Annotated in this window: 22 protein-coding genes; 9 read left to right on the forward strand and 13 right to left on the reverse strand. The window is 67.1% G+C overall.

Going from position 1 to position 25,752, the window contains the following annotated elements; genetic code table 11:
• Positions 1-35: 35 nt before the first annotated feature.
• Positions 36-785, forward strand: a complete 750-nt coding sequence (locus QX204_RS15195; RefSeq protein ID WP_301907515.1) for a hypothetical protein — start codon at positions 36-38, stop codon at positions 783-785.
• Positions 786-934: 149 nt separating this feature from the next.
• Here QX204_RS15195 and QX204_RS15200 read toward each other — a convergent pair whose 3' ends face one another.
• Positions 935-1,333: a hypothetical protein gene (locus QX204_RS15200; RefSeq protein ID WP_301907516.1), complete on the reverse strand. Its 399-nt coding sequence runs from the start codon at positions 1,331-1,333 to the stop codon at positions 935-937.
• A 228-nt stretch (positions 1,334-1,561) separates the two neighbouring features.
• Here QX204_RS15200 and QX204_RS15205 point away from each other — a divergent pair, with 228 nt between their 5' ends.
• A complete protein-coding gene (locus QX204_RS15205) occupies positions 1,562-2,425 on the forward strand; it encodes a caspase family protein (RefSeq protein ID WP_301907518.1) in 864 nt (287 codons plus the stop codon).
• A 20-nt stretch (positions 2,426-2,445) separates the two neighbouring features.
• Here QX204_RS15205 and QX204_RS15210 read toward each other — a convergent pair whose 3' ends face one another.
• Positions 2,446-4,422, reverse strand: coding sequence for a trypsin-like serine peptidase (locus tag QX204_RS15210; protein WP_301907520.1), 1,977 nt, complete (start codon positions 4,420-4,422; stop codon positions 2,446-2,448).
• 113 nt (positions 4,423-4,535) lie between these two features.
• On the reverse strand, positions 4,536-5,321 hold the full coding sequence (gene legP, locus QX204_RS15215; RefSeq protein WP_301907521.1) for a Dot/Icm T4SS effector Zinc-dependent metalloprotease LegP: 786 nt from the start codon (positions 5,319-5,321) through the stop codon (positions 4,536-4,538).
• A gap of 211 nt (positions 5,322-5,532) precedes the next feature.
• Here legP and QX204_RS15220 point away from each other — a divergent pair, with 211 nt between their 5' ends.
• Positions 5,533-6,006, forward strand: a complete 474-nt coding sequence (locus QX204_RS15220; protein WP_301907522.1) for a hypothetical protein — start codon at positions 5,533-5,535, stop codon at positions 6,004-6,006.
• An 11-nt stretch (positions 6,007-6,017) separates the two neighbouring features.
• Here the strand turns inward: QX204_RS15220 and QX204_RS15225 are convergent, their stop codons facing one another.
• From QX204_RS15225 to QX204_RS15265, 9 genes are all read right to left on the reverse strand, one after another.
• Complete coding sequence (locus QX204_RS15225; RefSeq protein ID WP_301907523.1) at positions 6,018-7,220, reverse strand: glycoside hydrolase family 76 protein; 1,203 nt, start codon at positions 7,218-7,220, stop codon at positions 6,018-6,020.
• Positions 7,221-7,380: 160 nt separating this feature from the next.
• On the reverse strand, positions 7,381-8,067 hold the full coding sequence (locus tag QX204_RS15230; RefSeq protein ID WP_357214053.1) for a TetR/AcrR family transcriptional regulator: 687 nt from the start codon (positions 8,065-8,067) through the stop codon (positions 7,381-7,383).
• Positions 8,068-8,098: 31 nt separating this feature from the next.
• A complete protein-coding gene (locus tag QX204_RS15235) occupies positions 8,099-9,700 on the reverse strand; it encodes a GMC oxidoreductase (RefSeq protein WP_301907524.1) in 1,602 nt (533 codons plus the stop codon).
• A gap of 14 nt (positions 9,701-9,714) precedes the next feature.
• On the reverse strand, positions 9,715-11,037 hold the full coding sequence (locus tag QX204_RS15240; protein WP_301907525.1) for a lipase family protein: 1,323 nt from the start codon (positions 11,035-11,037) through the stop codon (positions 9,715-9,717).
• Positions 11,038-11,151: 114 nt separating this feature from the next.
• On the reverse strand, positions 11,152-12,666 hold the full coding sequence (locus tag QX204_RS15245; protein WP_301907526.1) for a class I adenylate-forming enzyme family protein: 1,515 nt from the start codon (positions 12,664-12,666) through the stop codon (positions 11,152-11,154).
• 2 nt (positions 12,667-12,668) lie between these two features.
• Entirely contained in the window at positions 12,669-14,168 is a 1,500-nt protein-coding gene (locus QX204_RS15250) for a carboxylesterase/lipase family protein (RefSeq protein WP_301907528.1), read from the reverse strand.
• Entirely contained in the window at positions 14,165-15,250 is a 1,086-nt protein-coding gene (locus QX204_RS15255) for an acyl-CoA dehydrogenase family protein (protein ID WP_301907530.1), read from the reverse strand. Before QX204_RS15255 ends, QX204_RS15250 begins: the two co-directional genes overlap by 4 nt.
• Positions 15,251-15,259: 9 nt before the next feature.
• Positions 15,260-16,417: an acyl-CoA dehydrogenase family protein gene (locus QX204_RS15260; protein WP_301907531.1), complete on the reverse strand. Its 1,158-nt coding sequence runs from the start codon at positions 16,415-16,417 to the stop codon at positions 15,260-15,262.
• A gap of 28 nt (positions 16,418-16,445) precedes the next feature.
• A complete protein-coding gene (locus QX204_RS15265; protein WP_301908007.1) occupies positions 16,446-17,453 on the reverse strand; it encodes a phosphotransferase family protein in 1,008 nt (335 codons plus the stop codon).
• Positions 17,454-17,660: 207 nt separating this feature from the next.
• On the opposite strand from QX204_RS15265, the gene QX204_RS15270 reads away from it, so the two are divergent.
• The 4 genes from QX204_RS15270 to QX204_RS15285 all read left to right on the forward strand — a co-directional run bounded on the left by QX204_RS15270 (position 17,661) and on the right by QX204_RS15285 (position 21,650).
• Positions 17,661-18,644, forward strand: coding sequence for a lipase family alpha/beta hydrolase (locus tag QX204_RS15270; protein ID WP_301907532.1), 984 nt, complete (start codon positions 17,661-17,663; stop codon positions 18,642-18,644).
• 17 nt (positions 18,645-18,661) lie between these two features.
• Positions 18,662-19,975 carry a QsdR family transcriptional regulator gene (locus tag QX204_RS15275; RefSeq protein WP_301907533.1) on the forward strand — a complete coding sequence of 438 codons (1,314 nt, stop codon included), beginning with the start codon at positions 18,662-18,664 and terminating at the stop codon, positions 19,973-19,975.
• A 117-nt stretch (positions 19,976-20,092) separates the two neighbouring features.
• Positions 20,093-21,124: a MauE/DoxX family redox-associated membrane protein gene (locus tag QX204_RS15280; protein WP_367620193.1), complete on the forward strand. Its 1,032-nt coding sequence runs from the start codon at positions 20,093-20,095 to the stop codon at positions 21,122-21,124.
• A 175-nt stretch (positions 21,125-21,299) separates the two neighbouring features.
• Positions 21,300-21,650, forward strand: a complete 351-nt coding sequence (locus QX204_RS15285; RefSeq protein ID WP_301907536.1) for a BP74-related protein — start codon at positions 21,300-21,302, stop codon at positions 21,648-21,650.
• 81 nt (positions 21,651-21,731) lie between these two features.
• Here the strand turns inward: QX204_RS15285 and QX204_RS15290 are convergent, their stop codons facing one another.
• Positions 21,732-23,276 carry an MFS transporter gene (locus tag QX204_RS15290; protein WP_301907538.1) on the reverse strand — a complete coding sequence of 515 codons (1,545 nt, stop codon included), beginning with the start codon at positions 23,274-23,276 and terminating at the stop codon, positions 21,732-21,734.
• A gap of 283 nt (positions 23,277-23,559) precedes the next feature.
• Here QX204_RS15290 and QX204_RS15295 point away from each other — a divergent pair, with 283 nt between their 5' ends.
• Both QX204_RS15295 and QX204_RS15300 read left to right on the forward strand, forming a co-directional pair.
• A complete protein-coding gene (locus QX204_RS15295) occupies positions 23,560-24,612 on the forward strand; it encodes a glutathione S-transferase family protein (protein ID WP_301907539.1) in 1,053 nt (350 codons plus the stop codon).
• 112 nt (positions 24,613-24,724) lie between these two features.
• Entirely contained in the window at positions 24,725-25,747 is a 1,023-nt protein-coding gene (locus QX204_RS15300) for a hypothetical protein (protein WP_301907540.1), read from the forward strand.
• Positions 25,748-25,752 lie beyond the last annotated feature (5 nt).

Consider the following 25,752-nt stretch of genomic DNA (forward strand, 5'->3'; position numbering starts at 1 on the left):
GCGGGACCCGTCACTGCGACAGAAAGGGGGCTCGGGTGATCACACCGATCGAAATCAAAGTGAATCTCGATGGAGATGTCGCGGGCGCACTGCAACGCCTGCGATGTAGCGACACCGGCGCGGCCTACCGCGACATCTGGTTCGCCGAGCCGCTGCATCCCGGTTCCACGGGCGCGCCGACCCTGCTGTCGAGCCGCATCGTCATCCGGTTGCGCAGCGGCGACGAAGACGACCTCACCGTAAAACTGCGCCCGTGCCTGCGTTCCCAGTTGGCAGGCCGCTGGGCGGCGCCCTTCACCGAGCCCGGCGTGCGATACCGCATCGAAAGTGATTGGTCCGGCGAGCGGCGGATGCTGGCGGCCTCGGCGATCAGCCTGCGGTCCCCCGGTTCCCTGCGTGCTGCGGTGGACCGAGGTATCGATGTCACCGACACGCTGACTTCGGCCCAGCGGCAGTTCCTGGTGAGCTGCACGCCCCCCGGCATCGCGGTCGATCATCTGTGCGCGATGGGCCCGGTCGCTTCCGCACGCTGGACGGGTGTGCCGGTGGGAAATCTGCGCGCGGATGTGGAACGGTGGACCGCCGCCGCGCTCGATCTGGTCGAATTGTCGCTGACAGTTGTGCCCCGACAAGGTGATTCACCGGTCGATCTGCATCTCCGCGCGGTCGACGCCCAGCGCGAAATCGAAGCAGCTCTGCACGCGCTCGGGCTGACGATCGCGACCGGCGATACCAAAACCGAGCGGGTGCTCACCGCACTGGCGGCAGCACGTAGGCCCGGGTAGCGCACTCGGCAGGGGGTCGATGGCCGGTCCGAATCGACTTCGTCGGCGACGCGGACCCGCCGTGTGACTTGGCATCGGCCCGGATGGTCCGAATCGACCACGCTGTCGATTCGGGCTCGGCGTGCGGTGGACACTGCCATCGTGGCTGCTCAATTGGCGATGATGAAGTTGAACAGCACTCGGATATTGCTGTTCCAGCCGACGTGATACCGCACCGTCATGGTGCCGTCGGCGTGCGGAACCACATTCAGGACCTGGGTGGTGGCCGGCCCGAGAAACGGGGTATCGGCGGAATCGATCTCGGTGAGGCTCACCGAGACCTGACTGTCGGCGCGCACGTCGGCGCTCGGGAATCCGAATACCCAGGCACCCGTTCCGTGGGTGCGCAGAATCTTCTGGGCCCAGAAGATCGAGGTGATATTCGTCTGGCCGATCGCCCGCACAGCGGCCTCTTCGACGCCGTAGCGGGTTTTCGCCGACTCGAACGCTTCTTCTTCGGTATCGGCGCTCGCTGCCACGACCGCGTCCTCCGTATCCAGCTCCAACATTTCGTTGCCTTTCTCAGCGGAAACACTGTGTGGAGTCATCCTCGCGCGCGGACGCGTCTGTGCGAACGCGTAATCCACTACGCGAATACACGCGGGTTCGGTGCCGAGAATTTCGCATTCGAGTAGTCCGCCACGCTATCGAGTTCCGCACGGCCACAGCAGGATCGAGGGGTGACGAAGTGAGCGCTCACCTCGGGCGATCATTATCTCTGGATGGAGGAACGGGCAGTGAGCGGATATTCTTTGCATATCGGATTGAACCGGGTCGATCCCGCCGCGTACGGCGGCTGGGACGGCGCACTCGCGGGCTGCGTGAACGACGCGAATTCCATGGCGGCGCTGGCCGCCGCGCAGGGATTCGTCACGTCGACAGAGTTGCTCGACAGTGCGGCGACCTCCTTCGCGATCATCGGCGAAATCGGTCAGCTGGCACACAAGGCCCGCCCCGGTGACCTCGTTCTCATCACCTATTCGGGTCACGGCGGCCAGACCTGGGATGTCGACGGCGAGGAGGACGACAGCCAGGACGAGACCTGGGTGGCCTTCGATCGCCAGATCGTCGACGACGAGCTTTATCAGATGTGGCGGCAGTTCGCGGCGGGTGTGCGGGTGGTCGTGTGCTCCGACAGTTGCCACAGCGGGTCGGTGGTCCGTGACGTATTCACCCGCGACGCCCGGGCGGCGATCATCGACGTGGCCGAACGCACCGCCGCCGAGGATCCGGCCGGACTCACCGTTGTCGCGGGCAGCGCCAAGGCGATGCCGCGCGAGGTCCAGACCGAGGACAACAAGCGACGCAGGCAGCTGTATTCGTTCGTCCAGCGCCTGAGCGGGCCGCAGGCACGGGCCGATATCCGGGCGAGCGTGCTGCTGCTCGCCGGCTGCCAGGATTCTCAGCTGTCGTATGACGGACCGGTCAACGGGCAGTTCACGGGCTCGCTGCTCGAGGTCTGGGGCAGCGGCGCCTTCACCGCCGGGTATTCGCAGTTCCACCGGCAGATCATGAATATCATGCCGCCCGACCAGGTTCCGAACCTGCTCACGATCAACGCGGGCGCCGATCTGCTCGATCAGCGCCCGTTCACGCCATAACCGCCGAGGCGGCGTTGTGCTCAGGCGGACAGCACGTGCCCGATCGTGGCGGCCACCGCGGCATGGGCGAGGTATTCGGTGATGTCGTGCGCCCGGTTCTTGGGGTTCTCGACCGGGAGGTCACGCAGATCCGGACCCCAGGCCTGACGCAGTGGGCAACCGATGGCGATCGGGTCACCGGCGTACCAGGTGTTGAGCCATTCGCCGACCCGTTCGGGCCTGCTCGCGCCGCCGATGAGCAGCTTGCGATACACCCCGTCCAACCCGAGCGGGCTGCCTGCCGTCACCAGCAGGCGCACGTTCAGTTCGCGGGGCAACTGGGTGAGCAGATCCATCGCGACCACGGTGCCCAGACTATGGCTGACCAGGATCAGCTCGCCCTCGGTGGGCGTGTCGGTGAGCACCGTGTCGAGCACACTCTTGCGGATCCGTTCGTTGTCGAGATAGGCGGCGACGTCTTTGAAGATGGCGCCGATGAGCGCGGAGTCGAGGCCGCTGCGGGCGGCGATCCAGCTGAGCTGGTCGCGCAGGCGCCCCAGGACCACCGCACCGAATCCGCCGAAGAGCTCCCGCGTCTGCGGGTCGGCGGGCGATTCATCGGCGTTCGGCATCCCCGCACGGTGGGCCGCTTCGGCGACCAGGTCCTCGTAGAGTGCCGGACCTGCCGCAACAGCCTCGCGGGTGTCCATACTCTCCACGAGCTGGTCACCGTAGAAGGGAAAGTAGACGTCGACGGGGTCGATAGGGCTCAGACCGGCGAGGGTCAGCCCTTTGTTCAAGCCGGCTGTCCAGTTGCGGCGCAGCTCGACCGGGTCGCGGCCCTGTTGTCCGCGCCCGTGCAGGAACAACACGCTGCGGTGACCGCCGAACGCGGTCGACTTGCCACGCAGGCCGCGCACCAGGCTTTCGTCGGCCGAGATCGGTTGCGACACCGGCACTCTCGCCGCCGCTTCACGCGGCGGGACAGCCGCGAGCCCGAGTTCGTCGAGTAGGGCGCGCTGCGCCGGATCGAACTGGCGCGATCCCAGGTCATGCAGCAGCACGCTCACCCGCGCGCCCTCGTTGGCGATCCAGTCGATCGCGTCGTCGCCGTCTCCGGACTGCCACAGCTTGCCGTCCTTGCGCAGCACCCGGCCCTTGTCGTCCTTCTTCGGCACTCCGGCGTGGTGTAGCGCGACGATCTCCCACTGGTCGTTGAAGACCGGCGAGCCCGAATTCCCCGGCTCGGTATCGGAGGCGTAGTGCAGGAAGTCGTCGAGTTGTAGGTCGAGGCGGTTGTGCCGGATCGAGATTTCCTTGAGCCGCCCCGAGGGATGCCCGACGACGTTCATCGCCTCGCCGATCACGATCTTGCCCGGCTTGGCGATCAACGGGTTCCAGCCGAACGTCGTACCGGGTGCGGCGCCGTCGGGTCCCGGTGCCACCCGGACCACGGTGTAGTCGAGGTGTTTGTCGGTGACGAAGAAGTCGTCGGGCGCGAGCCGGAAGCGCACCGTCGGTCCGGGAACATTGTCGATGTCGGCCTCCGCGCGGAATTCGATCACGACCGATTCGGCCGCCCCCGGCGTGGGCAGCACGTGATTGTTGGTGAGCAGCAGTTGTGGCGACACCAACGAACCGGTGCCCATCGGAACCTCACGCCCGTTGTCTGCCAACGAGATTCGCGCCACCGCCGCAGCGGCTCTGGCGCCGCGGGTCAGAAAGTTCGCCGCCTGTAGCTCGTTGGCGAAACCGATGACCCGCTCGAGCGAGCGGATGCTGCCGACCGGCTCCTGCCTGCCCAGCTCGATCACCGCCTGCGCGGGGACTTCGCCGGTGACGAGCAGGCGGTCGGCGCGGGCGAGGATCTGTTCCTCGGTGTCGACGACATCGGAATCGCTCACCTCACGGCGGCGGGCCACTTCGTCGCGCTCGGCCTCGGTGTCGTCGAATCGCCGCGATGCGGCGTCCATCTGTTCGTGCCATGCGGCAGTGCGTGCTTCACTCTCGGTATCCATGGGTCACCTCGCCCGGAGAAATGTGTGCTGGGTATTCAGCGTGAGCGCGGGCGCGGTGTCGGGCACGAGTAGTGGACCACTCGACTTCACCGAGCGGGGTACCTGCGCCGATGTCAGGGGTAGATCGCGTGGGCGGCGTTCACATCGCCGACCGAGAGCGCGGAGCGCTGGCCCATCGTCACGCCGGGCGGCAGGGGAACGCGCGCGAGGATCGTCGGCTGCCCGGTGGTGCTGAACGCCGTCGCGGGGTAATGCATGATCGAGCCGAAGTCGTACCGGCCGACGTCGTCGCCGTCGGTGATGTGCTGGTCGAAGTTGTGCCGGTGGGCCGGATCGACCCGGTCCAGCCGCACCGCGACGAAATTGCCGCGGTCCTCCCTGCTCTGTTCGTGCCAGAGTCCGAGCGCGTGCCCCATCTCGTGGACCACGGTGCCCACCGGCGCGGCGGCGGCGAGTTCGATCGTCTGGCGTCCGCCCTGCCGCCCCACCGGCGACCGACTCGACGTGCTCGGCACGAATCGCACGCAGTCGCCGTGGGCGCCGGTGCGTGGGACGAACCGGATCCTGGTGCGCGAGTTCCAGTGCGCGATCGCGTCGAAGACCCGCTGTGGGGCGGGCAGGGCCGGGTCGACCTCGAAGGGGACCACCGCATTCGGCCAGCGGAATACCGCCCCGGAGATCACCACGCCCTCCTGTCGACGGCGGGCATCGATCTCCTCGACGGTACCGAGCACGATGTCGCCTTCGAAGATCGCGAGATCGTCGACCACCGCGTAGCGCAGAGCGCGCACACCGTGGGCGACGCTGCCGATCAGCGCCGATCCCGCCTCCGGGCCGGAATGGAATTCGCCGGTGTCGGCGGTGTCGATGGCAGACCGAACAGTGTCGTCGATGATCATGGGACTCGCGCTTCCTGTGTCGGTTCGACGACGGTGGAGTCCGCCGCCCCTCTCCAGCAAGCGTGGGCCGAAGACCACCCGCACGCGCGAGTAGCGGGCTACCCGTTCACACGCACCGTCATCGGATCGGCACCGGCCACTGACTACGCTGACGGCATCCCCGTGCGAAGTCCGACGGGGCACGTGCGCCGACCCACGAGGAGAACTACCCATGTGGCCGTCCGATTGGCCCTCGTCAGCTCGCGCGATCGCGACCGCCATCGAGGCCGCCGTCACCGCGGCGAAGGCGGCCGACGAAGCCGGGTTCCGTGTGACCACCGCGGATCTGTCCGAACTCCCCGCCGATCAGGTCACCGCGGTGCTGGCGGCGATCGTCAGAGAGCTGCTCGAGACCGCCCATCCGGACGGTCTCACCGGTGACGATGTGCGTGCCGTGCTGGAATCCGTGGTCCGGCGATCGGCTCCGTGGCTGTCCGGACTCGATGCCACCGCGGTCGTCAGCGCGCTCACCGGGGCGCTCGGAGTCGACGAGTCCGCGGAAACGGACCGCGCGTGGACGAACCTCCAACCCGCGGCGGTACTGCTGATCGACTACCTCGCCGAGCTGGCCCGCACCTCGCCGCAGCAATCCATTCAGCGCGCGATCAACGAGATCGCCAGGGCTGAAACAGTCGAAATGCCTTGACGTGCGCGAGTTCAGCGGCCCGCGGCGGTGAGCCGGTAGTCGGCTTCGAGCAGCATCCATCCACTCAGCTGCACCGACAGGTCGCGGCTCAGATTCGCCGACGACGCGGCGGAGGTGTCCGCGAGCTGGAGGAAGACTCCCGGATGTCGCGGGACCACGACCGGACGGTTCCAGTCCGTACCGAACAGCGGCAGGCCGTCGACCTCGGCGCGATTCGCCCAGGCCGCCTGGGCGGAGGCGTGCACGATCTTCGCGGCGGTCGTGTTCCCCAGCGCCAGTGCGGTTTCGGCGAGATATCGCGCGAGGATTCCCATGAAGAGCCCGGAGTCGTTGCCTGCGGCCGCGGCGATCACGCCGGTGTCGGTGAGCCGGTGCTCGACCGCGGTCACGAGTGCCGTCGCACGGTCACGATGCCCCGATTCGCCGGTGCGCGAAGCCAATTCGGTTTCCAGCCCGATGGTCACGCCCTGGCAGTAGGTGTGGATGGTGCGATCCACGCGGCCGCCGGGCTCGTGGACACCATCGAGGGTCAGGCCGCTGTCGGTGTCACGCAGTCGAGTGTCGAGGAAGTCGGCGAGTGCACCGGCGCGGGAAATGTCGCCGAGGCGAGCCATCGCGATGCCGGTCGGACCGATCGCCACGGTGTTGTAGAAATCGTCGCCGGATCGCCACGGCACCGCACCCACGTCGGGGTTCCATCCACCGATCAATGCGTCCCGCAGATCGCCTATCGCGTCGTCGAACCGGATGTCGAGTAGTCGGTCGGCCCGTTCGAGCGTCAGCAGCATCCACGCCATATCATCGTAGTACCGATTGGTCCATCCGGTGACATTGCGGGTTCGGATGCCCCGTGCGAGTGCGACCACCCGATCGACGCGGTCGGGGCTGGGTGCGCGGTGAGCGGCGTCCACCGCGCAGTCGAGCAGATGTGCCTGCCACCAGTAGCACCATCGCCCGAATGCCCGTTCCGCCAGATCAGCGGGCCACACCAGCGCCCCCAACCGGCGCTGCGGCAGTCCCCAGAGCGAGCGCACATGGCGCGCCACGATCGCCCGTTCCGCCAGGTCCGCCCGCTCCCCCGCTCCGAGGTCGCGCGAATGTCCCCGGATGATCGTCCCCGCCGGTGTCGGCGGCGCCACCGCCGCCAGCGCGATCGCCGCCCCCGCCGCGTACAGCACACTGCGCCGACTGAACTCGTGGTTGCGGCGATGCATCCGCTCGGGCTCCTCCTCGTGGACATCGGCGTCGGCGCCGAATCTCCAGGATCCCGTGTCGGGATTGCCAGAGCCTGAACTGCTCCGGTGAGCCGCGGAAACGTTTGCGCAACCACCGGCCGAACCTGCCCGAGCGAGTACCTGCCAGGCGGTTCCTCGGCTAGGACTCGCCGGTCTCGGTCCCCGGGGAATAGGGCGAGCTGAAGCCGGAAATCCACTCGAACGACGTCGCACCCGGTTCGGCGGTCTGATCGGCGGCCGCGGCGAACGGAGCGTTGTTCTGCGTCAATCGGATGATGGCCCGTTCGAGTGCGGGCAGGATCTCGGTGATCGCGATATCCCCGTGCGCGAAACGTCCCAACAGGGCGTAGACCATGTTGGTCAGCACTAGCGCGAGATCGGCGGCGTAGTCCTCGTCGAGACTGGCGAACATCGTGCCGACGGCGGGCAACACCGCGGCGAAACCCTGGGCGTCGAGTCGCTGCCCACCGGGACCGGAACGAGCGTGCGAGTAGGCGGCCAGCATCCGGGGGTGACGCTCCCACGGTTCGAACACGTAGCGGGTCACCCGGATCAGCACATCGGCGAGTGATTCGCCGATGTGCGGCGGGTCGAGTTCGGTGTAGGTGTTGGTGGCCATCCAGTGGGCGACCGCCGTGAGGACGAGTTCGTCACGGGTGGGGTACAGCTTGTAGACCGTGGTCAACGATACCTGCGCGAGGCGCGCCACCCGGCGCAGCTGAACCGCGTCGTAACCTTCCGATTCGAGCAGCGACAGGGTGGTTTCGGTGATTTTGCGCGCGGGATCACCTTCGCCCTTTCTGGCCACCATGTCACAGTAGTCCATCCACTTGTCCTGCCACCGAGGCGATCCGCCCTCAGATCCGGGTTCCCACATCCTCGGCGACGAGGTTGTCCAAGGCCCGCTCCGCGACCGCGGCGATGGTCATCGACGGGTTGCAGGCGGCGGCGCTGCCCGGCAACAGCGCACCGTCGAGAACGTAGAGGCCCGGCTGGTCGTGGACGCGCCCGTTCAGATCGCACACCGAACCCATGCTCGCTCCACCGAGTGGATGCCAGGTGGAGGGAAACAGCGTGTTGGTGTCGAGCAACCTGGCCGCGGGGCCCGCGATGCGACGCACCGCGGGGTCGATGTGATTGTCCTGGATGAACCGGTCGCCGTCGTGGGGCCAGTGCAGGATCGCGTCGTCGCGGGCAGCGTCGTAGGCGAAGGCGCCGCGGCTGTCGCTGACGCCGTAACCGACGAGCATCGTGCTGGCAACATCCACCTGCATCGGTGGGATGGAGGCCTGGACCACGGTGTGCGCCGCCCGCGGGTCGTCCCAGTTCTTGCTGCCGTAGATCACCGGACCACCCTGCGGCGCACCGAATTGCGCAGTCGGGTCATTCCAGACGTAGATGCGGTCGGCGTTGGTGCCCCACTGTTGACCGAGGCCGTCCGGCAGGTCGGGAATCAGGCCCTTGGCGCCGGCCCGCACGAGCAGCCGAGTGGTATTCATGCTGCCCGCGGCCATGATCACCGCTCCCGCGGTGAGCACCTTGTTCTCCACCACCGCACCCGCGGTGTCGAGGCGCTGCACGTGCACGGTCCAGCGGCCGTCGCGGGCGCGTTCGAGATCGGTCACCTCGTGCAGGGTCTGCACCTGGCACCGGCCGGTCGCTTCGGCGGCGGCGATGTAGGTGACGTCGACGGAATGCTTGCCGCCGTTGTTGACACCCATCGCACCGTCGCCGTTGGTGTAGGAGGCTTTCATCTCCCCACGCAGTTCGGCGAGCGCGAAGCTCCAGTCGATGGGCATCGGGATCTTCGACAGCGGCATCCCGGCCCCGCGCACGCGTTCCGCGAAAACCCGTGCGGCCCGATAGTTTTCGGTGGCGATCAGTTCGTCCGGCGCTTCGGCCAGGCCCAACATTCGCGCCACTCGCGGATAGTGCACCCGGTCCATCGTCGCCCAGTCCAGCTCTTGCGGAAAGTGCGCGTTGAACACGGATTCGGCGGGCTGTAGCGACATGCCCTGGTAGACCAGCGAACCGCCGCCGACACCGGCCGCGCACAGTGCGGTCATGTTCACGCCGGGTACCGCCTCGATCAACCCGGCGTACGGGTCGAACACCAGCGGTGTCCCGAAGAGATTCGGACTCGACCGGTACCACAGCAATCGCTTGTCCGGGGCGGACGCGCGCGGGAAGGTCTCGGCGTTCGGCCCACTGGGCCAGCGCCGGCCACGCTCGAGGACCGTCACGTCCACACCGGCCTGCGCCAACCGCAGCGCGCTCACGCCGCCGCCGAAACCCGACCCGATCACCACCACTCGGTGATCTTCATAGCTCAGCGGAATACTGTCGGCCCGCAAGGCGATCGGCGTCGGAGTCGGCGTGCCCGCCGCCCGGGCGCCGAGAAACATCCCGCTCGCTGCTGCCGCGGCAATCAGCATCGAGCGGCGTGAAATGTCGTGCACGCTCAGATCCTTGTTCAGTCGATACTGCAGCCGGAGACCGGCTTGTCCGCAAGGCGATCGAGCAGATAGGTGAACGCGTTGTCGGGACCGAAACCGTCGATGATCTCCGGCCCGAAATGATTCGGGATGGTGGTTCCGGGCAGGATCGGCGGCAGGTCGTTCGTGCGGAAGGTCACCGTCGCACCCTTGGCGCACCAGTCTTCGGCGAGACGCCGGGCCTGACCGTACGGGACGGTGTCGTCGTTGAGACCGCTCGTGATCAGGACCGGCGTGGCCGGAGTGGAGTTGCCGATGCGCAGTTCGGCCAGCACCGGCGCGGCTTCGGGCAATTCGCCGAGATGGGCGGACAACGGTCGGCCGTCGTTGGTCAGCGATGAGGTTTTCAGGAACGGGTGGTAGGTGATCACGTCAGCGATGCAGGAATTGCTCAGGGTCTCGAGCATGTCGCGCCCGGCTTGGCTGGTGACCCTGTCGACCGCACGGTGCAGTTCGGGGTAGCGCGCGAGCATGCCGTTCACGGCGAAGCCGATCGCGCCGCCGATCAGCGCACCATCGATCTTGTCCAGGATCGCGGTCAGGTCGGCGACAGGTCCGCCTGCCCAGGTGCCTTTGAGATTCAGCTCCGGCGCGTAGGTGGGAGCCATCTCCGCGGCGGCCGCGGTGGCGCCGCCGCCCTGGGAGTAGCCCCACAGCACGACTGGCGTCTCCGGCCCGACACCGCCCAGATTGTTGGCCGCGCGCACACCGTCGAGGATCGCGTGCCCGCTGTCGAACCGATTGGCGTAGGTGTGCATGCCGGGTGTGCCGAGACCGATGTAATCGGTCACCAGAACCCGCGCGCCCAGGCCGCTCCACACCGTCGACGACGGCAACTCCTGGTTGGCCGAGACCCCCAACGGCTGGGTGGACACTGCCAGCCCCGTCGAGAACGCCACCGACATCGCGCAACGGTCGGCCTGACCCGACGTGCCGGGGCCGATCACCACCGTCGGGCGCGGCCCAGGGCCCTGCCACGGCCCGGTCGGCTCGATGTAGGTCCCGCTCACCGCGACCGGGGAACCGTCCTGCAGGCGAGACGTGTACATCACGTGCTGCGCGCGGCCCGGCCACCCCTGTTCGGTGGGCGGTGTGACGAACAAGGTCATCGGCTGGGTCTTGATGATCGCGCCCGGTTCCTGCGGAATCCGGTCCGGCGGCGTGTAGAACGAGTTCATCGGCTCGGCCGAGACCTCTCCCGCATCCGTCACCACACCGGCCACCGCCGTAGCGCAGGCCAAGACCAACACCGCGACGATGCGCCCTGCCGGCCACACCCGTCGAAGATCCTGTCGCTTCATCGAGAACCTCTCAGTCGACATCACTGACGGCAACGTCGCCGCAGTGACTCAGGTCGCCGGAGATCCAGATCATGATGCCTGTCACACCAGCGCCAACAGAGAGTAACATCGTTACTATTCGACGATTGAACCGAGGGTTCGACGGTCGATCGCCCGCTTGAGGATCTTGCCCGTGCCGCCCTTGGGCAAGGTGTCGACGAACTGGATCACGCGCGGGATCTTGTACGCGGACAGCCGTTCTCGAGCCCACACCGCCACATCGGCGGCATCGAGCGCCGACTCCGGGCGGCAAACGACGACGGCGGCGACCTCCTCGCCGTAGTAATCGTCCGGCACACCGATCACGGCCACCTCGACGATGTCGGGATGGGCGTACAGGATCTCCTCGACCTCACTCGGATAGACGTTGTAGCCGCCACGGATGATCAGGTCCTTGGCCCGGTCGACGATGCGCAGGTCGCCGTCGGCATCGACGACACCCAGGTCTCCGGTGCGCAACCAGCCCTCGTGATCGACGACGTCGGCGGTGTCGGACGGTCGCCGCCAGTAACCCTTCATCACCGTCGCGCCGCGGATGAATATCTCACCGACGCTCGACGGCGGGCACGAGTGGCCCGCCTCGTCCCGGACCTCGATCCGGGTGAACGGTGCCGCGCCGCCGACGTACCCGACCTTCGCCCCCCGCTCGATGTCGGTGAAGGTGCCCATCGCCGTGGTTTCGGTGAGCCCGTACCCCTCGAGCAGCGTGCAGCCGAAGCGTGCCCGGAATTCCCGGCTCACCGCGGCGGGCAACGACGCGCCGCCGGAGACCGCGATCCGCAGGTGGGCGAAGTCGGCAGGGTCGGCGTCGCCTGCGGTGTGCAGCATCGCGTTCCACATGGTCGGTACGCCGACCATGACGGTGAGCCGATCGCGGCGCAACATCGCCGTCATCGCCTGCGCGTCGAATCGGGAGAGCAACGACAGCGACCCACCGGCGGAGAAGGTTGTCATCATCACCGAGGCCTGGCCGAAGACGTGGAACAGCGGCAGCGCTGTGCCCGTGCGGTCCGACCGCGTCGAACGGCTGCACGCGACGCCGATCTCGCCCGCGGACAACAGATTCGACACGGTCAGTTGCGCACCCTTGGGACGACCGGTGGTGCCCGATGTGTAGAGGATCGCCGCGGTGTCGTCGGGGTCACGGTCACGAACCTCGGTCGACGCGAGGCCTTCGTCCGCGCCGGGGCGCAGGTTCCACACAGGCACTCCGCGCGCCTGCGCCGCCGTCGAGGCGGCGGGACCGAGTGTGTGCCAGGCGATGACGAGCGCGCAGCCCGCGTCGTCGAGGACATAGCCGACTTCGTGCTCGGTCGACATCGTGTTGACCGGGACCACCACCGCACCGGCCACCTGAATCCCCAGGTAGGCGACGACGAATTCGGGCACCGACGGTGCGATGAGCAGCACTCGATCACCGACTCGCAGCCCCGATGCGAGCAGCGCCGCAGCGTAATTGATACTCCGGGAACGCAATTGGTGATAGGTCCACGCGTCGAAGTCGCCGGTGCCACAGCTTTCGCCGCGCAGGGCCACCGTGTCGGGGTGGGTATCGGCATGACGGCGGACGAGATCGAAGAGATTTGCCATGGTCAGTCCTGTCGTCCGGGGTGGCGTGTCGCGTTTTCCTCGGCACGCGGATTGCCGACCAGCCCAGAGGAAGGCTCGTCGAAGGTCATGACCAGCTTGTCCTCGGCGTAACAGGGCCAGCCCGGGTCACCGTCGGTGGCGAAACCGATCCAGGCCGAGTGCATCTCGTCGGCGATCCGCTGTGGCGGATTCGGACCGGTGAGGCTGGTCGCCGCGGCCAGCGTGTCGAAGACGAACGGCACCTCGAGTCCGTGTATCGCACCCAGACCCGCTCGCCGCCAACCGAACTCGTACAGGAACGCCGCAGTGTCGACAGCGGACTGCGATTCGACGAGTTGCCTGGTGGGACCACGGAAAACTGCATCGGTCACCATCGCCGCGAGCAGATCCCCCGCGGTGGCCTCGGGGCGGTTGGCGGCATACGGCGTGATCGCCGAAGCGCCGATGCCGAAGCGTGCGAGCGCGAACGGTAGCGCGTCGGCGGTGATCGCCTCGGCGAGTCCGGTCGGCACCGTGAACAGCCGGAACTCCTCGGCGGTGCAGCCGGCGAGCAGAGGTATGCCGCGCGCGGATCCCGCCGCGATCGCCTCGACGGGCGCCGCAGGAAGAACATCGCCGTCCACTACGGGAAAGAAACTCATGCCGGCCCCTGCGGCCAGCACCGAGGCACCCCAGCGCGCCGGGTCCGGGTCGCGGGCGAACTCAGCACGCACCGCCTCCTGCGCGGCCAGTAGCGCCGGAGGCGACACTGCGGCGAAGTCTTCGGCTGTCGCGGGCACGCCCAGCGCCTTGCCGAGTTCTCGACCCAGCGAACGAGCGTCCTCGACGGTCGCCGCGACGCCGCCACTACCGCTTTGCATGATCGCGCGAGCGAACAGCCCGGTGGCGGCGGGCGAACTCAGCAGCGACGCGACGCTCATCGCACCCGCGGATTCGCCGAAGACCGTGACATTGTCGGGATCCCCGCCGAAGGACCGCGCGTTCTCCCGCACCCAGGCCAGTGCGAACAGCTGATCGAGCAGGCCGCGATTGTCCGGCGCTCCGTCGAGCACCGCGAAACCGGGAGCGCCGAGCCGATAATTGATCGCCACGAGCACCACGCCGTCTCGGGCGAACGCAGCACCGTCGTACGCCGGCACCGCGTTGGATCCGTGCACGAACGCGCCACCGTGGATCCACACCATGACCGGCAGGCCGCCGCCGCCGGGATCGGGCGTCCAGACGTTCACGTTCAAGCATTCCGTACCTGCCACCAGGTGCGTGCCCAAGATGGGTTCGATACCGGGCGGGTACGCGCCCTGCAGGCACGTGGGCCCGAGCGCGCTCGCCTCACGAACTCCCGTCCAGCCCACAACGGGCGCCGGCGCTCGGAAGCGGGCCGGGCCCACCGGGGAGGCCGCGAACGGCACCCCGAGGAACGCGCTGACACCGTCGACGGTCCGGCCTCGCACCTTGCCGCCGGTGACCTCGACGACCGGTCGCCCGGTGACCGCGGGCTTCACAGGTCGACCATGTCGTACTCGGCGACCCGGTCCATCAGGAATCGCAGATGGTCATCGGAATTTCCGAGCGTCCGGTCGATGGCGGTGAGCCGCGCGAAGTAGCGCGATATCGGGTGCTGTTCGGTCATTCCGATACCGCCGTGCAGCTGGACAGCCTCTTGACCGACGAACCGAGCCGACCGCCCGACACGCAGTTTCGCTCGCGAGGCCACCGTCTGATCAATCAGGCCGTCGGCCAACGCCGTCGACGCGTAGACGGACATGCCGTGGGCGAGCGCCACCGCGATGTGCATGTCGGCCGCACGGTGGGTGAGCGCCTGGAAGCTCCGCAAGGGAACACCGAACTGCTCTCGGGTACAAAGATATTCGGCAGTGATACGCAAGGCCTCGGTCATCGCTCCCACAGCCTCGGCGCACAACGCGGCTTGGGCTGCGATCTGGGCGGCCTCGATAGCCGAGTCGACACCCAGCGCGGCCAACGGCTCGGCGGCCGCCTGTTCGAAGACGATGTCGGCCACGCGCATACCGTCGTGGGCGACAGTCCCACGCCTGCTCACGCCCGCGTCGGCGGGGTCGACGAGGAACAGGCCGATACCCTCGGGCCCGGTCGCGCTCACAACGAGCAGGTCCGCTTCGGCGCCGTAGAGAACGGGCGACTTGCGCCCGCTCACTCGCCACGAAGTGCCCCGCCGGACCGCAGCCGTCGAGCAGGTTCGCAGTGGCCAGCGCGAGCACAGTTCCTCGTGCGCGAACGCGAGCCGCAACTCCCCCGCCGCGACCTTCGTGAGCAATTCGCGGCGCTGGCCAGGACTGGCCGCCTCGACCAGCAGGCTCCCCGGTAGGTAGGCGCAGTCGAGGACCGGAACCCGGGCCGGGCAGGCGCCGAGTTCCGACATCACGATCATGGCCTCGATGGGACCCGCACCCTGGCCACCGTCGGATTCGGGAAAGGTCAGCCCCAGCAACCCGAGGTCGGCGAAGGTGGCCCACAGATCATCCGGCGCTGCGTGCGCGGGGTCGGCCAGGATGTCGCTGACGGTCTCGCGCAACATCGTTTGTTCCATGGTCGGTTCGAAATTCATGGTTTGGGCTCACAGTCCGAGGATCGTCGAGGCGATGATGCCGCGCTGCACCTCGGTCGATCCTCCGTAGATGGATGTCTTGCGGCAGTTGAGATAGGCGGCGGTGCTGCGGCCCGCCCATCGGTTGTGGTCGGGCAGGAGCGCGCTCGGACCCGCGACCTCCATCATCAGTTCGGTGGCGGCCTGCTGGAGTTGGCTGCCACGGAGTTTCAGAATCGACGCCGTCTGTGCGGTCCGGTCTTGCTCAGCTCCGGCGATCGCGCCGGTCTGGATCAGTTCCAGTGCGAGCGTTTCGTTTTCGAGTTCGGTGAGCCGCGCGGCGAACAGCGGGTCGTCGAGCAGCGAGCCCTGGCCTACGCGGGTGTGACGGGCGCGCGTTTTGATCGTCGACAGCCGGACCTTGGTGCGTCCGATCGCGGCCATGCCGACGCGCTCGTTGCCTAGCAGGAATTTCGCGTAGGTCCAGCCTCGATTCTCCTGTCCGACGAGATGTTCGGCCGGCACGCGGACGTCGTCGAGGAACACCTCGTTCACCTCGCGACTGCCGCCGATGAGCTCGATCGGCCGCACCGTGACCCCGGCCGCGTCCATCGGGATCAACAACAGCGAGATTCCCGCTTGCTTCTTCGCCGCACCGGAGTCGGTGCGGACCAGGCAGAACATCCAATCCGCGTACTGGGCCATGCTGGTCCAGATCTTCTGCCCGTTGACGACGTAGTCGTTGCCGTCGCGAGTCGCGTTGGTACGCAGGGAGGCGAGGTCCGAGCCCGCTTCGGGTTCGGAAAACCCCTGGCACCACCAGATGTCGAGATTGGCGGTCGGTGGCAGGAACCGGGCCTTCTGCTCCTCGGTGCCGAACCGGGCGATGACCGGGCCGATCATATCGACATTGAAAGTCAGCGGTTCCGGTACCGACGCGAGCGCCATCTCGTCGTGCCAGAGGTGGCGTTGAATCGGAGTCCAGTCCCGGCCACCCCACTGTTGCGGCCAGTTCGGCACCGCGATGCGGTGGGCATCGAGGATGCGCTGGGTGGTGACGAGCGCCTCGCGGCTGAGCTCGCGCCCCTCCCGCACGCCGTCGCGGATCTCGGCTGGGACTTCGTTGCGATACAGGGACCGCAGGTGATTGCGGAAGGCGATCTCATCGCCGGTCAGTGCCAATTGCATGGTTATCGTTGTCTTTCTGCGCGGGTGGTCAGATGCCGGTCGCGGTGGCCACCACGTCGGCGAGCTCGACGAGGTGATCGATCTGTTCGGTTGTCGGAGCTCCGGCATGGGTGCTGTTGTCCGGGTTGTCGAGTGCTCGGCGCCGCACGCCTTCGGCGATGATCGCCAGCTTCCAGAGCCCGAGTGCGTGCCAGAAGGCCAGTGCCGCGTGGTCACGTCCGGTGTGGTCGAGGTATTCGTCGACGAGTTCCTGCCTGCTGGGGAACCCTGGCAGCGTGGTCATCTCGAACCCCGCGACCCCGGGTTCGCCCGGTTCTGTCCAATAGGCGAGCAGGCTGCCGAGGTCGGCGAGTGGGTCGCCCAGGGTGCACAACTCCCAGTCCAGGACCGCGGTGATCGAACCGTCGGCGGGCGCGATGATCAGGTTGCGCAGGTGGAAGTCGCCGTGCACCAATGTCCGTTCGTGCTGTTCGGGGATCGCGGCGGTCAGCCGATCGGTGAGCTGGTCCACCAGCGGGAGATCCCGGGTTCGGGACTGTTGCCCTTGCCCGGACCAGCGGCGGATCTGACGTTCGGCATAGGGACGGTGTCCGGCCAGATCGGTCAGCCCGGTGGCGATGAGGTCGACGGCGTGCACCTGTGCGAGTGCGCGGACCGACGCCAGCGCCGTGGCGCGACGTTGATGGGGTGTGAGCTTCTGCGCGACGGACATGTCCTCGATGACCTGACCCTCGACATGCTCGAGCAAGACCATCGGGACGCCGTCCTGAGCACCCACCCCGAGAATCCGCGGCACCGGCACGTCGGTGTCGAACAACGCACCCATGACGCGCGCCTCGCGGACAACGTCGTGAGCCGAGGCGAGCAGCTCGCCCAGTGGGGGCCGGCGCAGTACCCAGCGATGGGCGGCGGCGTCGGTGACCAGAAACGTCAGGTTGGAATTGCCCGCGCCGATGCGAGCGACCTCCACCGGGCCCGCACACCGCAGACCGAGCGAGATCAGCCATTCGCGCAAGTGGAGGCGGTCGATGGTCAGTTCGGCAGCGCTGCCGGTGTTGTGCGTGGATGCCGGGCACACGTCAGAAGACTCCTCGAATGGAACGAATATAGATAGACGTTCCATCAATCCTGTCGCGGTGTCAACCAGATCGGCGTCGATACGCAAGTTTGCGCCGATATTGCTTTACTTCCAGTAAAGCCATGCTAGAACTTGTGGCAGTACAACGCTGTCCTAGGAGTGCTCATGTCTTCTCCCGCCCGAACCACCGACCGTCGACGCCCCGGCGTCATGAAACGGCTGATCCTGGCCGCGACACTGGCCGGGGCCGCCGCCGCCGGTGCACCCACCATCGCGCAGGCCGCTCCGCAGTACCCCGTCCCGTACGGGCTGATTCCCGGCATCGTCCACTTCGTCGACCGGGCCTCCCCGCCCGGAGCGAACGACTGGAACTGCCGCCCGAGCGCCGAACATCCCGAACCGGTGGTGCTGGTGCACGGTCTCACCGCGACGATGGCCGCCAACTGGACGGCCATCGCGCCGCTGCTGGCAAACAACGGCTACTGCGTGTTCGCCCTGAACTACGGCCTCGACCCGGCAGCACCGGTGCCGTTGAACCTTATTCCGGGCACCAAGTCGATGCGGGAGTCCTCAGCCCAGGAGCTCGCGCCGTTCGTGGATCGCGTGCTCGCCGCCACCGGGGCGCAGAAGGTCGACCTCGTCGGCCATTCGGAAGGCACCGTGATGCCGCGGTGGTACATCAAGTACCTGGGCGGAGCAGCCAAGGTCGCCAAGTCGGTGAACCTGACCCCGCTCAACGACGGCACCAGAGCCGGCGGCCAGGCCCTGATCGCCCGCGCGCTCGACCTGCTCGGAGTCTGGGATGACCTCCAACTCCGTTCCGAGGCCTTCGGATTCGGCGCCAGCCTGCAGATGACGAGCGGCTCCGACTACCTCGACGCGGTGAACTCCGGTGATGCCTACCCCGCCGACATCGACTATACCTTCATCATGACCCGCTGGGATCAGGTGGTGGCTCCGCATACCAGCGGCATGGGACCGATCGCGGCGAACGTCACCAATATCGTCGTGCAGGACCAGTGCCCGCTGGCGATCTTCGAACATGCCGGCGCCGCCTCGGATCCGGTTGTCGCACAGCACATTCTCAACGCCCTCGATCCGGCGAACCGCGTTCCGGTCAACTGCTTCGCCCACCCGCGCAACGGCTGACGGTAGTCTGCTGCATCATGACCAGGTCCGATTCGGAGTCGGCCGACGACCGGCCGCGCCGCCGTTCCACGGCGGTGCGGCCATCCGACGACACGCTGCTCGACGGAGTGCTCTCGGTATTCGCCGCGCACGGCTTCGACAACGTCACCATGGAGCAGCTGGCCACCGCGGCCGAAACCTCCAAACCGACGCTGTACGCGCACTTCGGAACCAAGGAACAGCTCTTCGACGCGTGTGTACGCCGCGAGGCGGCGAGCCTGCTGGCGTGGATGCGGGAAAGCTACCGGCGCGCACAGGGTTTCGATCTCGACCGGCATATCGCGACGACAACGCGCGCACTGTTCGACTTCGCCGCCACCCACGCCGAGGGCTTTCACGTACTGTTCGGGGCGCCGACGGCGGGCCGCTCACACGAAGTGCGGACCGCCACGATCCAGTCGGTCGCCGACACCGTCGCCGAACTGATCCGGCACGAATACGGTGGCGCCGACCTGCAGTGGGGCGCCAGCGCCGATTTCTGCGCTGCGGCGATCGCCGACATCGGGGTGCGCGGAGTGCAGCAAGCGCTCGCCCAGCACCTCGATTTCACCGCGGCCGCGAACCTGACGGTCTCGATCATCGTCGCGGCGATGCGCCATCTCGATCCGGCCGCCGTGCGCGGAGTCGACGCGGGCACAGCACCACGCCCATCCGATGAGCCGACTGCGCCGGGCGACGTACCGCGGCCCGGCGATCGAACACAGTCGAGTCCGCTCCTTTCCCCCCCGACACCCCGCAATGATGTGCTCGATACCGCGATCCGCATCTTCCTCCGCGGTGAACGGCTGGAATTGCACGCCGTAGCAACAGAACTCGGGATCAGCCGCACCACCATCTACCGCCGATTCGGCACCAGGGAAGACCTGCTCGGCGCCGCCATAGCCTGCCAGTTCGAACGCCTGCTCACCTCGATCGACAGCGACTGCGAAACCCGCGGCGCCCACCGCATCTCCGAAGTCTTCGATCGAGTACTGCGCCGCCTGGCAGCCGACCCCGCCCTGCGCACCTATCTCCAGAACGAAGCGCCCGCGGCCCTTCGCCTGGTCACCCAAGCCGACGGACCGGTACATCGCGGCAGCGTCGCACTCGTCGAGCGACTCATCCAGCGCGCCCAAGAACAGGACGGATACCGCCCCCCGATCGACCGAACGACCCTGGCCTTCGCCGTGGTCCGCCTCGGCGAAAGCTTCCTCTACAGCAACGCCGTCGCCGACACCGAAGGCGACATCGACCACCTACTGCAGGTGCAAACGACCTTGCTCGGAGTAGCCGGTCCCGTCGGCGGATCGTGAGTTCGGCGCCTCACCACGCGGAGAGGTCAGATGCCGTATCAAGCCGCTTCGAACTGCGGTGAAAGCTGTTCCAGCAAATCATATTTCAGACCGCTTCGTCTGTGGGATGGTGCCGGAATGCTGATCGAATACGGAGTGTGGGGTTCGCGATTGGTACTGGCTGGGGCCTTCGGACTGTCGACGTGGGGGAAGTTGGCGGACGGGCCCGCGACACGGAAGGCGGTGGCGGATTTCGGGATACCCATCAGGTGGGTTCCCATGGTGGCAATCGGATTGCCGATAGCCGAAGGGCTGGTGGCGGCCGGGGTGCTGTTGCCGTGGACGGCGGGGGTCGCGGGTGGTGTGGCGTTGCTGCTGCTCGCGGGGTTCACCGCGGCGATCGTGCGATTGCTGCTGCGGGGCGAGCACCCGAACTGCTCCTGCTTCGGTGCGGCGAGCGCGGGGCCGATCGGGCCCGAGACACTGGTGCGCAACGGATTGTTGATGGCGCTCGCCGCCGTGGTCACCGTGGGGGCGCTGCGGTATCCGGGGGTTCCGGCCGGTTTGCCCGCCGAGGCCACTGTCGGGCTGGCACTGATCGTGATCTTGGCGGCGGTGCTGCTCTGGACGCTCGGGGAGTTGCGCGCGCTGAGTCGGCGGGTCGACGAACAGGCCCTGTCGACGCTGGGGGCCGAGGGTCTGCCGGTCGGTGCGGTGGCACCCGAGTTCGAGTTGCTGGCCGTCGAGGGTGGGCGGATCAGCTTGGAGTCGCTCTTGGAGCCCGGCAGGGCAGTACTGCTGGTGTTCGTTCATCCCGGCTGCGAGTTGTGCGCGGCGCTGGCTCGCGAATTGCCGCGGTGGCAATCGCGGGTCCGGGAGGTTCTGACGGTCGTGCTGGTCGGCAATGGCGATGTCAGCGAACATGCCGCATGGGGGCGCGCGCAGGAAGTCGGCGACATACCGGTGCTCGTCCAGCAGGGCAATGAAGCGGCTCTGCGCTATCGGGTTCGGGGCACACCGTCGGCGGTGTTGATCGGTGCGGATGGTCGGGTCGGAGGCCCTGTCGCCCGGGGCGCGATGGCAGTGCGGGAGTTGATCACCACGGCGAAGGCGGATTCTGGACGGCAGTCACCGCGTCGAGACGAGCTCGCCTCAGGGACGCGCCGATAAGCACTCCCCCGTTGCCCCGTTTCACAGACAGAAACCGACTGAATCCCTAAACCTGTTGCTTACCAACAGTTTTCATTTGCAATGCGCACATACGCGCGCGATTCGGCCGATACACTCGCCCTCGCAACACGCTCGACTCCCGCTCTCTCGAACGTATCGACAAAGGGGAACTGTCATGGCGCTCTTTGCATTCACCGACTACAGCGGAAAAGAATTCATTTTCCAGCTCAACAACGAACAGCGGATCTCCGAGGCACGTCGGATCCTGTCCGGCGAGGAAACGATGTCCACCCACGTCATGGGCAAGCTCCGCAAGTCCAAGCAGAGCTACAACCCGGAGTGGAGCTTCCACCTCGACCCCGACACCATCACCTTCTTCACCATGGCCATCGAGGTCTGCGATTCGAGCATCCAGTACACCGAGGACTACCTCGACGAGGCGTGCGGCGCCTTCCTTCCCGGCTGTTTCTGGTGCCCATGGTCCTCGCGACTGACCCGTGAAGTGACAGCCTCGGTCAGCGCCTGATGCCGGTTCCGGCCGACGCGGTGAGCGTCGGCCGGAACCACTCGGCACAACCTCTGCGAGTCGGTGATTCGCGCCGTTGGATCAGGTGATGTCCGCACGGTGGCGTGCCGCGTCGACGGCGGTGAACGCCGCGGCGGCGAGGATCATCAGCGCCGAGACGAGCAGCGCCACATCGAGTCCGTGATGGAAGGCCACCTTGCCCGCGTTGAGCACCTCGGAGACCTTCGACAGGTACTTCAGATACGGACCGATATCGACGCCCTCGGGAATCTTCCCGAGTTCCACCGCTTGGATGGCGTCGGGCTGCAGCGAGGTCGGCAAACCCAGTTCGTCCATGCGCGCCTTCAGGTCCGCGGACAGGAATCCGCTCACCAGCGCGCCGAGGACCGCGACACCGAACGCCGAGCCGACCTGGCGCATCGTATTGGTCACCGCGGCAGCCATTCCCGAGTGTTCCGCCGGGACGCCCGACATCACGGCCGACGTCAACGGCACCACCGCGATCCCGAAGCCGAAACCCGCCACCGCCATCGCGGCCGACAGCGAAGGATCGTGGATTTCCCCGGACAGCATGTGCCGGGTCAGCAAGATCCCGCCCGCGCCGATCACACAGCCGAGAATCATCGGGGTGAGCGCACCTCGCCTCGCTACCCAGAATCCCGCGAGCAGCGAACCGATCACGATCGCGACGGCCATCGGCGCGAAGACCGTGGCCGTGCGCGCACCCGAATACGACTGCATCACTTGCAGATACAGCGCGGTGAAGAAGAAGATCGAGAAGATGCCGAAGTAAACCGCGAAGGCCACGAGCAGTGCGCTGCGCACGGCAGGAAAGCGCAGGTAGTGCAAGTCGAGCATCGGTGCGCGCGCACGTGTTTCGACGGCGATGAACCCGACGAACGCGAGCGCGCCTATCGCGAAGAACGCGAGCACCGGCGGCGAGGTATAGCCCCGATCCTGACCGGAGATCGCGGCATAGATCACCGACCCGAACGCCGTCGCGCCGAGCACCGCGCCGGCCCAGTCGATGGGATCCGGACTCGGATCGGCGCTTTCCGGCACCGACCACAGCGCGATGACGAGCGCCACCCCCGCGATCACCAGGTTGAACCAGAAGATCGAGCGCCAGCCGTACGCGTGGACCAGCACGCCGCCCAGCACCGGTCCCGCCGCCAACGCCAGCCCTGACACCGCCGCCCACACGCCGATCGCCTTGGCCCGAGTCCGGTCGTCGGGAAAGACATGGCGTAGCACCGACAGCGTTCCCGGTTCCGACGCCGCGGCGCCCAGTCCCATGATCGCGCGGCCTGCGATGAGCACCGCGACACTGCTCGCGAGCGCGGAGACCACCGACCCGGCGCAGAAGATCACCAGACCGACGATCATCACCCGCTTGCGCCCCCACCGGTCCCCCAGCGAGCCACCCGCCAACATCAACCCGGCGAACACCACGGTGTAGGAGTTGACCACCCACTGCAACATCGTCACGTCGGCACTCAGATCGCGACGGATGTCCCCCAGCGCGACGCTCACGATCGTGGTGTCGAGGAACGTCACGAACACCACTACAGCGACTGCGGTCAGCGCGATGCGTGGTCGCGCCGCCCCGCCCGGCGCTTTGCCCATCGGTATCACGGGCCACAGGTTACTGGCGGGTTCGTCCGTTTGCGAGCCGGACGTCGGTCACGGCATCAGCAGGCCCGATCGCGATCACGCGCCGAGTTCGGCTCGACACCAGCGCAATCCCCTGTGCCACCTGCCGACTTCTCGTCTTCGCCGCGCGCACCTTGCCGGACCTACCGTGCCGCCGCGATGAGCTGCGCACCGCGATTTCCGCCAGAGTTCGCGCCATGAACACCTCGGCCGTCGAGCGGAGCGCGACCGCACAACGCAGTGACAGTCCCGGACGATGGTCGACTCGGCCGGCGCACAGGTGTGCAAGACTGGGGCGGTGAGCGATGCCGGTGCGGGCACCTACGTCGAGGCGGGCGAGTTCCGTCGCGACACCAACTACATCACCACGCGGATCACCGCCGACGGAGGTGATGGATACCCCGTCGAACCGGGTCGCTATCGGCTCGTCGCGGCCAGGGCGTGTCCCTGGGCCAATCGCACGCTGATCGTGCGCCGACTGCTCGGGCTGGAACCGGTGCTGTCGTTGGGCCTGTGTGGGCCCACCCACGACAAGCTCAGCTGGACCTTCGATCTGGATCCGGGCGAGGTCGATCCGGTGCTCGGCATCCACCACCTGCGCGACGCCTATCTGGCCCGGTTCCCGGACTATCCGCGCGGGATCACCGTGCCCGCCGTCGTCGAGATCGCGACCGGGCAGGTCGTCACCAACGACTACGCGCAGATGACCCTCGATTTCTCCACCGAGTGGACCGCGTATCACAGGCCGGGCGCACCGCAGTTGTATCCCGAACCGCTGCGCGCGCAGATCGACGAGATCAACCGGGACGTGTTCCGCGACATCAACAATGGCGTCTACCGCTGTGGTTTCGCCGGCGATCAGAACGCCTACGATGCCGCCTACGCTCGACTCTTCGCCGCCCTGGACCGGATCACCGATCGACTCGGTACCCAGCGCTATCTGGTCGGTGACACGATCACCGAGGCCGACGTGCGACTGTTCACCACGCTGGCCCGTTTCGATCCGGTCTATCACGGCCATTTCAAGTGCAACCGCACCAAACTCAGCGAGATGCCGGTGCTGTGGGCGTATGCCCGCGACCTGTTCCAGACCCCCGGCTTCGGCGACACCATCGACTTCGGACAGATCAAGGAGCACTACTACGTGGTGCACCGCGACATCAACCCCACCGGGATCGTTCCCGCGGGGCCGGACCTGTCGAATTGGCTCACCCCGCACCATCGCGAGGAACTGGGTGGGCGTCCCTTCGGCGACGGCACCCCGCCGCCTGCGCCGGTGCCCGCCGAGCGGGTACCCGCGATCGGCTGAGACCTTCACCGGCAGGCGGTCCGGATAGTCAAGCGCGGCAACAGCTTCCGAAGACCGGTTCACCATCTTCGGGACGAGTTCGTGTCGGTGGTCCTCGTTAACGTGCTCGGGTATGGACACCATGCCCGACGGACGCTTCACCGACTTGCTGACGCAGTTGCGTGCGAGCGTCTTCCGCACGTTCGTCCGAGCCGACGTAGAACACGTGTGCCGTACCGCGGGATGGACCCTGATCGACGACGGTACGGTCGACATCCCGCACACACCCTCCGGTGGCCGAATTCACGACGACCGCGATCCGTATGCCGAGAACGAGCAGCGGATGCAGCTGTCCATCGCCGTCGCGACGATCGAGGCAGAACAGTTCCGTCGCTACCTGGACCTCGCGGTGGCGACATGGGGTCCGCCCACCTGGTATCGGGGTCTGGCGGATCTCGATGTCGGCTGGGTCGACGGCGAGACGCTGCGCACGCTCGAGCTCGCCGGGTGCGGAAGTCTGTCCGTGCGGGTCGAGTCCACCGAGTCCGATGCCAACCGCAGGTGGTGGCACTGGAAGACCCAGTACCACTACCCCGACGTCGTCGACGTGGACGACCGTGTTCCGGTCGACGAACACGACATCGAGTACAACAGCGCCGACAACTACGAGATCGACTTCACCTGGTTCGCCGCACCGGCCGGTTCGGACGGCCGGAGCAGAGAGATCTGGAGCGTCTACACCCTCGGCCACCTGCGGGGCCTGTTGACCGATTTGCTGCGCAGCGTCCACCTCGCCATGCGCGCGCTCGGCCCCGGCCCAGAACCCCTGGTGCTGCACATGTTCGACCGCGACAAGACACCGGAGCGCTACGCCCAACTCGAGTTGTCCCCGACCGAGATCCGCCTGCGCGCCTTCACCACCGCATCCACCCGCCCACACCTCGACGAGCTCGGCTTCGTGGACTGTGGCGACGGCAGCTCCACGCGGATGTGGCCGACCGAACGGGAACAGGCCCGGGCCGCGGCCACCGTCACGACGGTCTTCCTGCACCGAATCGGCCTCGGCACCGAGAAGCTGACGATGACCGAGTCGGGCAATCCACTGTCGATCGACAACTTCTCGGTGGATCTACAGGTCGACCTGGCAGTCCAATGACGAAG

The sequence above is a fragment of the Nocardia sp. PE-7 genome, assembly GCF_030486425.1.
GTDB lineage: Bacteria > Actinomycetota > Actinomycetes > Mycobacteriales > Mycobacteriaceae > Nocardia > Nocardia salmonicida_A.

What these genes read in the sequence shown, in the direction of transcription:
- legP (WP_301907521.1), bottom strand. Translation starts at nt 5,321, where the DNA reads ATGATCATCGACGACACTGTTCGGTCTGCCATCGACACCGCCGACACC.
- QX204_RS15220 (WP_301907522.1), top strand. Translation starts at nt 5,533, where the DNA reads ATGTGGCCGTCCGATTGGCCCTCGTCAGCTCGCGCGATCGCGACCGCC.
- QX204_RS15295 (WP_301907539.1), top strand. Translation starts at nt 23,560, where the DNA reads ATGGTCGACTCGGCCGGCGCACAGGTGTGCAAGACTGGGGCGGTGAGC.
- QX204_RS15270 (WP_301907532.1), top strand. Translation starts at nt 17,661, where the DNA reads ATGTCTTCTCCCGCCCGAACCACCGACCGTCGACGCCCCGGCGTCATG.
- QX204_RS15285 (WP_301907536.1), top strand. Translation starts at nt 21,300, where the DNA reads ATGGCGCTCTTTGCATTCACCGACTACAGCGGAAAAGAATTCATTTTC.
- QX204_RS15200 (WP_301907516.1), bottom strand. Translation starts at nt 1,333, where the DNA reads ATGTTGGAGCTGGATACGGAGGACGCGGTCGTGGCAGCGAGCGCCGAT.
- QX204_RS15290 (WP_301907538.1), bottom strand. Translation starts at nt 23,276, where the DNA reads ATGGGCAAAGCGCCGGGCGGGGCGGCGCGACCACGCATCGCGCTGACC.
- QX204_RS15300 (WP_301907540.1), top strand. Translation starts at nt 24,725, where the DNA reads ATGGACACCATGCCCGACGGACGCTTCACCGACTTGCTGACGCAGTTG.
- QX204_RS15225 (WP_301907523.1), bottom strand. Translation starts at nt 7,220, where the DNA reads ATGCATCGCCGCAACCACGAGTTCAGTCGGCGCAGTGTGCTGTACGCG.
- QX204_RS15210 (WP_301907520.1), bottom strand. Translation starts at nt 4,422, where the DNA reads ATGGATACCGAGAGTGAAGCACGCACTGCCGCATGGCACGAACAGATG.
- QX204_RS15275 (WP_301907533.1), top strand. Translation starts at nt 18,662, where the DNA reads ATGACCAGGTCCGATTCGGAGTCGGCCGACGACCGGCCGCGCCGCCGT.
- QX204_RS15280 (WP_367620193.1), top strand. Translation starts at nt 20,093, where the DNA reads ATGCTGATCGAATACGGAGTGTGGGGTTCGCGATTGGTACTGGCTGGG.
- QX204_RS15255 (WP_301907530.1), bottom strand. Translation starts at nt 15,250, where the DNA reads ATGAATTTCGAACCGACCATGGAACAAACGATGTTGCGCGAGACCGTC.
- QX204_RS15260 (WP_301907531.1), bottom strand. Translation starts at nt 16,417, where the DNA reads ATGCAATTGGCACTGACCGGCGATGAGATCGCCTTCCGCAATCACCTG.
- QX204_RS15240 (WP_301907525.1), bottom strand. Translation starts at nt 11,037, where the DNA reads ATGAAGCGACAGGATCTTCGACGGGTGTGGCCGGCAGGGCGCATCGTC.
- QX204_RS15245 (WP_301907526.1), bottom strand. Translation starts at nt 12,666, where the DNA reads ATGGCAAATCTCTTCGATCTCGTCCGCCGTCATGCCGATACCCACCCC.
- QX204_RS15230 (WP_357214053.1), bottom strand. Translation starts at nt 8,067, where the DNA reads ATGGACTACTGTGACATGGTGGCCAGAAAGGGCGAAGGTGATCCCGCG.